This is a genomic window from Vibrio sp. R15-SG3-ISO1B, from assembly GCF_059833835.1.
On sequence record NZ_JCBDGG010000055.1, the window covers coordinates 36,037 to 49,390 of the forward strand.

Consider the following 13,354-nt stretch of genomic DNA (forward strand, 5'->3'; position numbering starts at 1 on the left):
GAATTCATCATAAAGAGAGCGACCCAGAACTTAAAGACCGAGGATCGATAAAGTCCGTAAGTCGATATTTTTTGTCTCTTTAGCGATATGTAGTCTCTTTAGAGATATATGGCTTCTTTAGCCATATAAGCTAATCCTGAATGAAAAAAGCCCACACCTAAGTGTGGGCTTGCTTTGAGACTTTACTAAACTGATTGGCGTTGCGCTTATTGCGCATTATGCGTTGTCGCTTTATATCGTCCAACCATAGCGTCCAGTGAGCTTGGACGCCGGAGGCAAAATTACTTTTTGCCTAGGTCTGAAGAGTGCTCAGATAGGAATGCTGCCACACCTTTTGGTGATGCATCCATACCTGCTTTACCTTCTTCCCATTGTGCTGGGCATACTTCACCGTGTGTTTGGTGGAAGTTTAGTGCGTCTACCATACGTAGCATTTCGTCGATGTTACGACCTAGAGGAAGATCGTTCACAACTTGGTGACGAACAAGACCGTCTTCATCGATTAGGAACGAACCACGGAAAGCCACACCTGCTTCTGGGTGCTCTACGTCGTACGCTTTACAGATTTCGTGTTTCACGTCTGCAATCAGTGGGTATTTCACCTGACCGATACCGCCATCTTCGATAGCAGTGTTACGCCATGCGTTGTGAGAGAATTGAGAATCGATAGAAACACCGATCACTTCAACGCCTTTCGCTTTGAAATCTTCGTAGCGGTTATCAAAAGCGATCAGCTCAGATGGGCAAACGAATGTGAAGTCTAGCGGGTAGAAGAAAACAACCGCTTTCTTACCTTTTGTAAACTCTGCAAAGTTGAAGTTTTCAACGATTTCACCGTTACCTAGAACAGCTGCTGCAGTAAAATCAGGGGCTTGACGACCTACTAGTACCATTTTTATTGCTCCTAAAAGTATGGTTTGTTCCAAGCATTGGAGTGGTCTCCTTTGCTTAGTCCGTGTTTTTGCGAGACAAAGTGTAGTACAAATTGTAGTATTGAAATAAATGAATTAATTAGATTAAGTTAATCGAAAAAAGCGATAATGCCAAAAGGGTTAACTGGATCAATGCCTAGCTAGAAGTTATCAATAAATCTATGAATAAGTGGCCTAGCCTCAAGCAGTTACATTATTTGGTGACTCTGCATGAAACCCGTCATTTTAGCGATGCCGCTGAAAAATGCTTCGTCAGTCAATCAACCCTAAGTAAAGGCATTCAGAATTTAGAAGATCTGATTGGCTGCCCCCTCTACGAAAAGAAAGACAAAAAAAGCCCGTTAGTGTTCACCCATGTTGGCGAGCAAGTGGTCAAGCATGCACGTGAATTGCTTGCTCGTGGCCAAGATCTCGCCGAGCTTGGCCGTCTTTGCCAAGAAGATGAGATGCATGGGCAGTTAAAAGTGGGCTGCATACCGACGATTGCGCCCTTTCTTCTCTGTGACTTGGTGCAAGAGGTCAACACACGCTTTCCCAACTTGCATCTTCTATTACGTGAAGATACCACGACCAATTTGCTTGCCGCGCTGCGTCAGGGAGAGTTGGATGTGCTGATTCTCGCCATGCCAGTGGACATTGGTGAGATGGAAAGCAAAATTGTGGGCAGCGATCCATTTCGTATGATCATCAGCCGCCATCAAGCGGACGCGATCCGCACTCCGATTAAGTACGCAGATCTGCCCGACGAATCGGTCTTCTTACTAGAACGAGAGCACTGCCTGACCGAACATGCTGTCTCTGCCTGTCAATTAACCGACAAAGAGAAGATCAATCCGTTCTCTGCCACCAGTCTACATACGTTAGTGCAGATGGTGGCGAATGGACTCGGTACTACTTTTATTCCACAAATGGCCATCGACCACGGTCTTATCGACAACCAAAACTTGGTGGTGGTGGATGCCCCTGGGCAGCAAGCCCATCGTCATATCGGGCTGGTTTGGCGCCCAAGTTCGTCACGTGTGGCGACTTTTCATCGTCTAGCTGATGTGGTTTCACAACTGCTCTAGCAAATAGTCGTAAGGCTATTGCGTTCTGTTGTTGCGATTTCTCGCTAAAATGCACACTGCTTTTTCGGGTAAAGTTAGCATTTTATTCTGTTCGTAAACTTTGACGTGTAAAATTTCACAACAAAACTTTGATGAAGCTTTCATTAAATTGTGAAATTTCACACTGTCAATTTTACAGCCCAAACAAAAGGGGCTGTTTAATCTTTGTCCTTCTAGGGCGCTCAAAGTCATCTGAGACAGGCGTTACCCCTTTCTATAAAAAATCAAACGTTCGTTTGAAACGCGTTCACATGCCTAATTTTACTGTAATTAAATTACGTAATTTGTTACGAGTTTGACACAGAAATAGGGCCTTTATCTCGATCGGGATAAAACTTTGAATTTAACGTTTTGTTTACTTTAGGTCTTTTACTCTATCCAGGTTTGGTATAGCTTAAATGCAGGCCTAGTAAGACTTATGTCTAGATTGCAAACCCAGAGAAGGTTAGTGAAAGTAGAGCCGGACAAGAAAAAATAAGCGGATAAAAACAGCAGCGACACTGAGCAAGTCGGAATGCAAAAGTGTTGTTTAATAGTTACAAATGAACATTCGCTAAGAAACGTGAATCATACAAGAGAGCAAAAATAAGGGACATCACTATGCTTGCAAACACACCAGACAGAGACACCCTATCACAGGACCCAAATGGTCAAGCTCGTCGCAATAAAATGAGCGCCCAAGAAGGCATGCTTGAGGTTACTGGCTCCCTTTCGCCACAACATCAGGCAATTTTCCCTGTTGAAGCCCAAACCCTATTATCTCTGTTGTGTGAGCAGTTTGCGCCGCGTGTGGATGAGCTGCTGGCGGCACGTGAAGTACGCCAAGCGGCCATCGATGGTGGGCAACTCCCAGACTTTTTGCCTGAGACGCAAGACATCCGTGAAGGCAGTTGGAAGATCTTAGGGATTCCTGACGATCTGCAAGATCGCCGAGTAGAAATCACCGGCCCGACAGACAGAAAAATGGTCATTAACGCTTTGAATGCCAACGTTAAAGTGTTCATGGCCGACTTCGAAGACTCTATGTCACCTGCTTGGGATAAAGTGTTGGACGGACAAATTAACTTGCGCGACGCGGTAAGAGGGGAGATCAGTTACACCAACCCTGACAATGGCAAGCACTACCAATTGAATGACGATCCAGCGGTGTTGATTTGTCGTGTACGTGGTCTCCATTTAAAAGAGAAACACGTGACGTTTAACGGCCAAATTATCCCCGGAGCTCTGTTTGATTTCGCGCTCTACTTCTACAACAACTACCAAGCGCTTCTTAAAAAAGGCAGCGGCCCTTACTTCTACATTCCCAAGTTGCAATCCCACAAAGAAGCGCAGTGGTGGAGTGAGGTGTTCCATTTCACCGAAGATTACTTTGGTCTGGATACGGGCACCATTAAGGCTACCGTTTTGATTGAAACCTTGCCTGCGGTATTCGAAATGGACGAGATCCTCTTTGCGCTCAAAGAGCACATTGTTGGCCTCAACTGTGGCCGTTGGGACTACATCTTCAGTTACATCAAAACATTGAAAAAGCACCCAGATCGCGTGTTGCCAGACCGCCAAGTGGTCACGATGGACAAGCCGTTTTTGAACGCCTACTCACGCTTGTTAGTGCGCACTTGTCACAAACGCGGTGCCTTTGCGATGGGGGGAATGGCGGCCTTTATTCCAGCCAAAGATCCAGTACAAAACCAGCGCGTGCTAGACAAAATTCAAAACGACAAATCGCTAGAGGCGAATAATGGTCACGATGGCACTTGGGTCGCTCACCCAGGTCTTGCGGATACCGCAATGGCGGTGTTTAGCCAAGTGCTTGGCGAGCGCCGAAATCAATTGGATGTCACACGAGAAGACGATGCGCCTATCACGGCAGAGCAGCTACTTGCCCCGTGTGAAGGCGAGCGCACCGAAGAAGGGATGCGACACAATATTCGCGTCGCGCTGCAATACATCGAGGCGTGGATCTCGGGCAACGGCTGCGTTCCCATCTACGGCTTAATGGAAGATGCCGCGACCGCTGAGATCTCTCGCGCCTCTATCTGGCAATGGATAGCGCACGGCAAAACTCTTGATAACGGTCAAGTGGTCACCAAAGCCTTGTTTGAACAATATCTCGCTCAAGAGATCGAGGTGGTGAAACAGGAAGTGGGCGAAGCGCGTTATCAAGCAGGGCGCTTTACCGAGGCGGCTGACTTGATGGCCAAGATGACCACCAGTGATGAGTTGGGGAATTTCCTCACCATCCCAGGCTATGACTACTTAGATTAACCACGGATTTACCCATAACTATCGTTTACCGGTAACTATCGTTTTATTAATAACAATAACGTGAATGCAGATGGCGGGTAAGGTTGTACCGCCACACCATCTAACAAAAGAAACAAAAGGATCGTGCGCCGCCCCTACCGGCAAGCACTCAAAACAAGAGGGATAGACCAATGACAAACTTAACTCGTCGCCAACAGATCGAAGCTCTAGAAAAAGACTGGGCAACCAATCCACGCTGGAAGCATGTGAAACGTCCATACACGGCTGAAGAAGTGGTCGAACTACGCGGCTCTATGGTGCCGGCTAACACCATCGCTCAGCGCGGTGCAGATAAATTGTGGTCATTGGTCAATGGCAGCGCCAAAAAAGGCTACGTGAACTGTTTGGGTGCACTGACCGGTGGTCAAGCAGTACAACAAGCCAAAGCTGGGATTGAAGCGATTTATCTCTCAGGTTGGCAGGTGGCAGCGGACAACAACACCGCGTCTACCATGTACCCAGACCAATCGCTCTACCCGGTGGATTCTGTCCCTTCAGTGGTGAAACGCATCAATAACTCGTTCCGTCGCGCTGACCAGATCCAGTGGTCAAACGGTAAATCACCCGAAGATGAAGGCGGCATTGATTACTTCTTGCCTATCGTTGCTGACGCAGAAGCTGGTTTTGGTGGTGTACTCAACGCGTATGAGTTGATGAAGTCGATGATCGATGCGGGCGCCGCGGGTGTGCACTTTGAAGACCAGCTAGCGTCAGTGAAAAAATGTGGCCATATGGGCGGTAAAGTATTAGTACCGACTCAAGAAGCGGTGCAGAAATTAGTGGCAGCGCGCCTGGCCGCCGACGTTTCGGGCACGACTACCTTAGTGATTGCCCGTACCGATGCGAACGCCGCCGATTTGTTGACCTCTGACTGTGACCCATACGATGCGGACTTTATTGTTGGAGAACGTACACAAGAAGGCTTCTACCGAGTACGCGCTGGCATCGACCAAGCGATTGCGCGTGGTCTTGCTTACGCTCCGTATGCGGATCTCATCTGGTGTGAAACCGCCACGCCGTGTCTTGAAGAAGCGCGTAAGTTTGCTGAAGCGATTCATGCCGAGTACCCAGATCAACTGTTGGCGTACAACTGCTCGCCATCATTTAACTGGGAGAAAAACTTGGATGCAGAGACCATCGCCAAGTTCCAACAAGAACTGTCGGATATGGGCTACAAGTACCAGTTCATCACTCTAGCGGGTATCCACAACATGTGGTTCAACATGTTCGAACTGGCGCACGACTATGCGAAAGGCGAAGGCATGCGCCACTACGTGGAGAAAGTGCAGCGTCCTGAGTTCCAAGCGGCAGAAAAAGGCTATACCTTCGTTGCGCACCAACAAGAAGTGGGCACCGGGTACTTTGATAAGATGACCAACACCATCCAAGGTGGTCAATCATCAGTGACTGCATTAACCGGCTCAACCGAAGAAGACCAATTCTAGTAGTCCCCACCCTTATGAGTCTTATGTGGGATAACAAAATGCAGGCTGTTATCCCCATGACTCAACTGTTTAGGCATTTGTATTGACATGCTTTTGAGCGGCCATCGGTCGCTCTTTTTTGTTTTCCATCATCAAGTCACCAGTGGTACTCTGCGCATCTTACCCCTTATCAACTGATCGTCATGGAACTCACCTTAGATATTTTCACCCTGCTGTTTTTTGTCGCGGCATTCGCTGGCTTTATTGATGCGATGGCAGGGGGAGGCGGGCTTATTACGCTTCCGGCTTTGTTGGCCGTAGGCATCACGCCAGCACAGGCGTTGGCGACCAATAAGCTACAAAGCTCATTTGGGAGTTTCTCCGCAACTTGGTATTTTGTTCGGCGCGGCATTGTTAATTTGAAAGCGATGCGCCTTGCGATTCTCTGCACCTTTGTCGGCGCTGCACTTGGCGCCCAAGTCGTGCAATACATTGATGCTGGCGTCTTAACCAGTTTGATTCCGCTGCTGCTGGTGGCGATCTCGCTCTATTTTCTTTTGATGCCAAAGACCAAGGCGCAATCGGGCGAGCCTCGACTCTCTGAAGCGATGTTTGCACTCTCGGTCGGTGGGGGCGTGGGGTTCTACGACGGTTTTTTTGGGCCGGGGACAGGTTCGATTTTTACGGTTTGCTTTGTCGCGTTAGGCCACTACTCCTTAGTGGATGCGACGGCAAGAACCAAAGTCCTGAACTTTACTTCGAACATCGCCGCGCTGTTACTATTTGTTCTGGCAGGTTTACCGATTTGGGAGCTAGGGCTAGTGATGGCGGTCGGCGGTTTTCTCGGCGCTAGATTGGGGGCGAAAGTGGTAATCGCGCAAGGTCAGAAGTGGATTCGCCCGCTGGTCATTATTATGTCGATGTTGATGGCGCTGAAGTTACTCTGGGAACAGCATCAGAGTACCATTTTGGCTTGGTTTTAGAGCGCAGAATTCAATCAAAGCACTGTGAATAGATTAGAAAAAAAAACAGTCGATTAGAGAATAAAAAACGGCGCGAGATGCGCCGTTTTTTTATGATGGTGTCGAGCTTACAAAGACTCGGTAAATGTACGAGCAATAACGTCGCGCTGCTGTTCAGGCGTCAGCGAGTTAAAACGTACTGCGTAACCAGAAACACGAATCGTTAGCTGAGGGTATTTCTCAGGGTGAGCAACGGCGTCTTCAAGGGTTTCACGCTTAAGAACGTTGACGTTTAGGTGTACCCTTGTTTATCCAGTATGACTAGAAACCTTAATTTTTTGACCTTTGAAAATTATGACTTAAATCACTGTATATGCATACATTGCCGTATAGGCTAGGTGTATCGGTTAATAACAAATGCAGTGGTCTGCCTATGGAAAGTGAAGACAATCTCTTTGGATGGGGTAATCAATACAACTACTTTATTACCAGCCTGACGTGTGACTTGTACCCAAGGCTAAAAGTAAAACTCTCTGATGATGGTGAGTTCACTCCATGCGCTCCTGCTAGGTCAACCAACAAGGTTAATGATCTTCCTCAAATTGTAAGTGCTGATGGGAGGCTGGTCTATCCCATGAACTTGTACTTAACAGTGTGTGCACGCAAAACACAGAACATTAATACAAGCGCTAAAGCACTTCTTATGTATTGTCGATGGCTTGATTTTAACAATCGGTCTTACAAGGATGTATATGCGGAACCAGAAGATGGCTCCCCTCACCTTTTTGGAAGGTTTTTGATTCGATGTATCAAAAACCGAAATAAAGATCCATATAAGCCCACATTAGCCTTGTCTACTGCCAAAACGTATATGCGAATCATCATCGATTTTTACAAGTGGATGCATAAGGAAGGGGTATTCATTTGGACTGATAACGTAAAGCCGTTCATCTTTTCATATAAGCGCATATTTAGAAACTCGAAGAAGCATGTTGACATGCTATCCCATACTAGAAGAAATCAAGAGATCGTGGTTCAAACCACACACTTAATGAAGGAGTTTCCTAAGAATGCCGAGGTGGAGGAATTCAAAAAGCTTAAGCCGCTAACAAGAGACTCGTTGGACATACTAGAGGGTTATATTCAATCTGTAGAGTTTCCAGTGAGAGATAGGTTAGTCATAGAGCTTGCCTATTATGGAGTGTAGTGGTCAACTAAATCCGGACACTTTGTTAGGCCGATTCTCGGCTTTAGCGGGCGGCAGCCCATCATTGTGCTGGTGCGGGCGCTGCCAGTTGTAGTAATCCATCAAAAACAGACCCACGTCTCGCCTCGCTTCACAAGCTGTCATGTAGCCTGTTGATGGGCTCCATTCTGTCTTTAAGCTACGGAACAAGCGCTCCATTGGCGCATTATCCCAACAGTTGCCACGGCGACTCATGCTCTGTGTTATCTGATAACGCCATAGCCGTTGTCTGAACTTCCGGCTCGCATATTGGCTGCCTTGGTCTGAGTGAAACATGACTCCACGAGGGCATCCTCGTTGCTGGTAAGCCATATCTAGGGCTTTCACAACCAAGTCTGCATCAGGCTTTTCTGACATCGCCCAACCTATGACTCGCCGGGTATGAAGGTCGATAACAGCAGCCAAGTAGTGCCAACGACTGCCAGCCCAGATATATGTGATATCCCCGCACCAGACTTTATTAGGTTTGACAACGTCGAACTCCCTTTCTAGTCGATTCGGGATATCCGGTCGTTCCATCTGCGCTGATTTATAAGAATGAGAGCCAGGTTGCTTAGACAACAACCCTGCCTCTTTCATCAGGCTACGCACTTTGAAACGACCAACCTGATATCCCAGCTCCTGCATCATTGACTTTAGCGAACGACTCCCTGCAGAACCACGACTCGCCTTGAATAGGCGACGAAGCTCACTTCGGAGTTTTAGTCGCTCAGGATCGACACTACGTTTTCGGGCCTTGTACTCATAGAAACAGGACGTGGAAATACCAAAAGCGGAGCAGACCAGTTCAGTGGACTCTTGCTCTCTTAACTGGTCTATCAGTGCGTACGTTCGAACTCGTCCGCCATCAAGAGAGCTGTTGCCTTTTTTAGAATCGCTTTTTCTCGTTCTAGCCGGTTGATGCGGGCCTCAAGCTCTTGAATCTTCTGCTGCTCAGGCGTCAAAGCCTTGCTGCTGGGAGTTTTACCATCACGCTCGGCCTGAAGTTGACTGACCCAGCGGCGGAGTACTGTCTCCCCAACATCCAAAGATCGACTGGCTTCAGCAACCGAATAGCCTTGATCCAGCACTAGGCACGCGGCCTCTAATTTAAACTCAGCAGTAAATGAGCGACGCTTTCTAGTCATTAAACACCTCTTGTTACGGTGGCAAGTTTACCACCTAAAGTGATGTCCGGGATCATTAGACCACTACATTGGGAAATCAGCGCCCTTGGACAAGGGTATCAATATCAAAGACTATTGTTTAACCACTCTACGAGAAAAGGGTTTGAGGGCTACATTCTTCCCAGAGACCTCCGTAACGAGATTAAGTGTTTTGCTGCTCTGGAGCTGCTAACCGAACAGGGGAGGTACGGTTATGCTTCCATTGTTGATACTGTAGGAAAGTTGACGCAAATAGCACTAATAGCAAGTGAAGTTGGCATATCTAGCTTCTCTCAAATAGATGAAGAAGCCATACTTATGATGATTGACCATGGTTTGAAAGTAGATGATAAAGGTAATAAAAATCTATCTGCGATCAATAGAATGGTTCAAGTTCAAGACCACTTACCAATTGATATAGAGATCAATAGAACTCTCAAACCATCCCATTTCAGCAAAGTGAGTCAACAAACTGATCAGCACTTAACAATTCCCTACAAAATCTACTTTGATTTGCTACGTGATGCGATCTCAGATATTGAGGAAGCCTTTGATGACAGAAAAAGTTTAGAGGAGGCTGTTAGAAAGTACATCCTTCATTCCAAACTAGTTAATGAAGAATGTGCACGAAGAGTTAGGTATGGAGAGCTTGAGCTTGAAAGTGTAATTCTAAGTGATGAGATAATAAAGAAACTGTCCGACGCTTTTTGTGAACATAACGTCCCAATTGTAGATAATGGCAAGAACTCGCAATGGCTCTCTGTCTGGAGTAGCTGTGAAGTCACCAGTATTCATGGTGCTCAGACAGGAGAGGTGTGGAGCAGCTTTGAAGTTAAGGTCGGTAAAAGGTTATTTACCAGCCGCGCTGATTTTGCAGAATATATCCGCAACCTTAATTCTAAGGCCGCGTTTTTGGCTATGGCTTTGAGCGCTATGAGAATTGGTGAGCTATTTGAACTTTCGCCAGTTTATGGTGCTCAAGACCACATCAAAATTGGTGCTGGCACAGTCTATTGCTTTACGACTAAGCAAGAGAAGTTGACTTTAGACTCACAGACAGCAGATGATGTTTATGTGACTAACCTTGCAGGCTTTAAGTCTTTTCATGTGCTTAATGCGATACACCGCCCCTACAGAAAAATGTTTGTAAAAGGTTCGAATAGTAAATTCTTCGCCGCCTTGTCTGAACCATATAACCCAAAACCAATAGATAAAACAGGATTGGGTAAAACTATTAATGACACCATAAAGCGCATTTACAAAGGAAAATTAACATTAACCATTGAAGATGTTGATGCTCTTAGAGTTTCAGAACCATCACACAGCAACCTACCAAGTGTTGGTGAACAATTCCCATATACTAATCACCAATGTCGTCGAAGTTTTGCGTTTTACGTAATTGGTTTAGAGCTAATGGACTTCCCACAGCTCAAACAACAATTAGGGCACATTTCTAAGGCAATGACTCGTTGGTACGCAAGGAATGCCCATTCATTTAAAACTTTGTATAGCGAACTTTCTGAAGAACGTGCAAACCGCTCATCTCGGACTCTAGCTCGTATTTACAATAGATTGGCGAACAAAGAGCGTTTGGCAGGAGGCTACGGTAAGAGCTTATCCAAAGAGGTGATTGAAAATAATAATTATTTTAGCGAGGGAGTTAATGGCAGAAAGCTGTCCGCTGAATATTGGAAGGAACAGATTCAAGCTGGAAAAGTTCATATACATGCCATAGGAAAAGGTATGTACTGTACAAAAATTTCTTGTTCAGTACGTGCAGCCATAGATTTATCAGAGTGTACAGATTGCGCATGGGACATCTTAGAAGATGCGACTGTGGCTGAGTCACTACGCATGACTGCCATGCGTAATTTATTGGTTTTGCAAGAATCAGATGAGTTGAACGGGAGTTCAGCGGCCAAGTTGGTTATGGATATACGCTCCGCTGAGAAAGTAATGTTGGATTTAGGTTTCCCTCACGAGATCTTTGTTGTACCTCAAGGGGTTGCTCAACTTATTCCTGCGACAAACGTCTAGGAGACTGTTATGGCACGTAGTAAAGAACGCTCAAATAAGGCTATGCTTGATGCAATTGAAAGGATTGTGTCTGGCACATACACCAGTCAAGACCTGAAAAAACAAAAGGTCGTGAGGCTGAATGACAAAAATGTACAGATAGAGGCGGGTCTAACTCTAGGGGCTATTCGTCATCACCCTGATATCAAGAAGAGAATTGTAGACATCAACAATGCCAGAAACGAACTGGATAAAGTCAGTGAACTACAGACGAAAGTAGATAAGCTCAAAAAGGAAAATACAAAGCTAAAAGCAGAGAATGCAGCTTTGAACTTGAAGATTAAAAGGGATGCCGACTCTTGGGAGGAAAAGTTAGCATCTCATCATCAAGCAATAACGGCGCTATTCTTCAAAATTCCTCTAGCAGATAGAGAGGAAGCAATGAAGACCATTGATATGAGCAACAAAGACAATGTTACAAATATCAATGCTAAGACTCGTAAGTAACTTGTAAGTATTGAGCTTTCCCCCTAAATTAACACCATGACTTTGATGAGACTTCTAATACACTAGAACTAATGGAGATCTCAAAATGAAAAAGCGATACACGGAAGAACAAATCATCAAGGCGATTAAACAGCATGAAGCTGGTGCTAAGGTTGACGACATCTGTCGCGACATGGGGATATCATCGGGCACTTTTTATAACTGGCGCAGCAAGTATGCAGGGCTAGAAGTGAATGAGGCCAAAAGGCTGAGAGAGCTTGAATCTGAGAACAATAAGCTTAAGCGGCTCCTCGCGGAGAAGTTGCTCGAAGTCGAAGCAATGAAGGATGTTGTGTCAAAAAAGTGGTAACGCCATCTTCTCGAAAGCTTATTGCTCGATACCTTATTGACACTCACCGACTGAGTGAAAGAGCGGCCTGTAAGCTTGCGTGTTTGAGTCGAACGGCGTTTCGATACAAAGCTAAAAACCCTGTAGATAGGGCCTTACGAGAACGTTTAAAAGCGTTAGCCGTTCAATATTCCCGTTATGGCTATCTGATGCTGCACAGTTTACTAAAAGCAGAGGGCTTAGTTGTGAATAAGAAGCACACGTATCGTATTTACACTGAGGAAGGACTGCAAGTCAGAACGAAGAAGCGCAAAAAGCTACAGCGCCCGAGACTAGTTATGAATTCACCCACAAGAGCCAATCAACGCTGGTCGATGGACTTTGTCTCTGACCAATTGAGCAATGGTAGACGTTTTCGTGTGCTCAATGTCGTTGACGATTTTTCACGAGAACTCATTGGGCAGCTGGTGTCCCTATCAATCAGTGGCCAACAAGTTGCCCGTTTTTTAACTCAACTAACCGAGGTGCGCAGCAAGCCAGATAACATTGTTTGCGACAACGGGACGGAATTTACCAGCAAAGCCATGTTCTTTTGGTCAAAGACAACGTCGGTAACACTCGCCTTTATTCAACCAGGTAAACCGACTCAAAATGCCTTTGTGGAGAGCCTAAACGGCAAGTTCAGAAATGAGTGTCTCAATCAACACTGGTTCCGCACTCTGGATGAAGCACGTTACGAAATAAATCTATGGAGAGAGCACTACAACCATATTCGACCACATAGCTCTCTAAATTATATGTCGCCAATTGATTATGCCAATCAAGTGGCGTAAACGTGGGAAACTTCATCGAGGCGGTGGTATTAATCTCGGGGAAAGGTCACTGGTAACCAGTAGTGAAGGGGCAACGTTTGGTGGTTTATATAGAAGTATTCAGTTAAGGTCGATCATCAAGCAAGCACAAGGTTCTCCTTTATACCTCTTAGCTTGTCAAGTCATTCAAGATATTGTTCTAGAACCATTGCTTGATGAAAGCAATGATATCGGTGCGGTGGCGGTTGATGACGACTACCCGAAATATGACATTTACAATCATGCTGGAGATAAGAAACTGACCCTCGGCTTCGAAGAAGTAGACGAAAGCACTTTGATCCTGATATTGATCGGCGAAGGTGAGAATATAAAGGCTACTGTAAGGTTTGTTGATTCGGAAAAGAAAAGGTTCGAGGTCGATAGAGATATGGGGGGACGCTTTACGTTAGAGTGTAAAAAAGCTATCAGCAGGCATTTAATCAGTGGGTAGTAACCGACTGATGGGCACGTCTTTCAGAATCCTACAGAGTACCTATATTTTTCGATAACCATTTATATAAGGGTAAGGTATT

The 13,354-nt window shown here is 45.8% G+C and carries 11 protein-coding genes and 1 pseudogene; 9 read left to right on the forward strand and 3 right to left on the reverse strand.

Annotated features, from left to right (window positions below; translation table 11 throughout):
* Positions 1-281 precede the first annotated feature (281 nt).
* Positions 282-893: a peroxiredoxin C gene (locus tag AC6R0S_RS17495; RefSeq protein WP_487901725.1), complete on the reverse strand. Its 612-nt coding sequence runs from the start codon at positions 891-893 to the stop codon at positions 282-284.
* A 200-nt stretch (positions 894-1,093) separates the two neighbouring features.
* On the opposite strand from AC6R0S_RS17495, the gene AC6R0S_RS17500 reads away from it, so the two are divergent.
* The 4 genes from AC6R0S_RS17500 to AC6R0S_RS17515 all read left to right on the forward strand — a co-directional run bounded on the left by AC6R0S_RS17500 (position 1,094) and on the right by AC6R0S_RS17515 (position 6,749).
* Positions 1,094-1,999, forward strand: coding sequence for a hydrogen peroxide-inducible genes activator (locus AC6R0S_RS17500; protein WP_334551412.1), 906 nt, complete (start codon positions 1,094-1,096; stop codon positions 1,997-1,999).
* A 639-nt stretch (positions 2,000-2,638) separates the two neighbouring features.
* Complete coding sequence (gene aceB / locus AC6R0S_RS17505) at positions 2,639-4,303, forward strand: malate synthase A (protein WP_500638448.1); 1,665 nt, start codon at positions 2,639-2,641, stop codon at positions 4,301-4,303.
* 170 nt (positions 4,304-4,473) lie between these two features.
* Complete coding sequence (gene aceA, locus AC6R0S_RS17510) at positions 4,474-5,787, forward strand: isocitrate lyase (RefSeq protein ID WP_487901723.1); 1,314 nt, start codon at positions 4,474-4,476, stop codon at positions 5,785-5,787.
* A 182-nt stretch (positions 5,788-5,969) separates the two neighbouring features.
* Positions 5,970-6,749 (forward strand): TSUP family transporter, encoded by a 780-nt coding sequence (locus AC6R0S_RS17515; RefSeq protein WP_500633726.1) that lies wholly within the window; start codon positions 5,970-5,972, stop codon positions 6,747-6,749.
* A gap of 107 nt (positions 6,750-6,856) precedes the next feature.
* Here AC6R0S_RS17515 and AC6R0S_RS17520 read toward each other — a convergent pair.
* Positions 6,857-7,027, reverse strand: a pseudogene (locus tag AC6R0S_RS17520) (autonomous glycyl radical cofactor GrcA); the annotation flags it as partial.
* A gap of 134 nt (positions 7,028-7,161) precedes the next feature.
* Between AC6R0S_RS17520 and AC6R0S_RS17525 the strand changes: the two are divergent.
* Positions 7,162-7,935, forward strand: a complete 774-nt coding sequence (locus AC6R0S_RS17525; RefSeq protein ID WP_500638449.1) for a hypothetical protein — start codon at positions 7,162-7,164, stop codon at positions 7,933-7,935.
* Between the two features lie 3 nt (positions 7,936-7,938).
* Here the strand turns inward: AC6R0S_RS17525 and AC6R0S_RS17530 are convergent.
* A protein-coding gene (locus AC6R0S_RS17530) for an IS3 family transposase (RefSeq protein ID WP_500638074.1) occupies positions 7,939-9,101 on the reverse strand; the annotation gives its coding sequence in 2 pieces (ribosomal slippage) (positions 7,939-8,846 and positions 8,846-9,101; 1,164 coding nt in all).
* Positions 9,102-9,119: 18 nt separating this feature from the next.
* Between AC6R0S_RS17530 and AC6R0S_RS17535 the strand changes: the two genes are divergently transcribed.
* The 4 genes from AC6R0S_RS17535 (at position 9,120) to AC6R0S_RS17550 (ending at position 13,272) form a co-directional block, all read left to right on the forward strand.
* The gene (locus AC6R0S_RS17535) at positions 9,120-11,156 is read left to right on the forward strand and encodes a site-specific integrase (RefSeq protein ID WP_500638450.1); all 2,037 of its coding nucleotides are present in this window, start codon (positions 9,120-9,122) and stop codon (positions 11,154-11,156) included.
* A gap of 9 nt (positions 11,157-11,165) precedes the next feature.
* Positions 11,166-11,642 (forward strand): hypothetical protein, encoded by a 477-nt coding sequence (locus tag AC6R0S_RS17540; protein WP_500638451.1) that lies wholly within the window; start codon positions 11,166-11,168, stop codon positions 11,640-11,642.
* An 85-nt stretch (positions 11,643-11,727) separates the two neighbouring features.
* Positions 11,728-12,803, forward strand: a protein-coding gene (locus AC6R0S_RS17545) for an IS3 family transposase (protein ID WP_500638452.1) whose coding sequence is annotated in 2 segments (ribosomal slippage) — positions 11,728-11,977 and positions 11,977-12,803 — 1,077 coding nt in all. Because the reading frame shifts where the segments join, the coding sequence is not laid out codon by codon here.
* A complete protein-coding gene (locus AC6R0S_RS17550) occupies positions 12,784-13,272 on the forward strand; it encodes a hypothetical protein (RefSeq protein ID WP_500638453.1) in 489 nt (162 codons plus the stop codon). Before AC6R0S_RS17545 ends, AC6R0S_RS17550 begins: the two co-directional genes overlap by 20 nt.
* Positions 13,273-13,354: the final 82 nt, after the last annotated feature.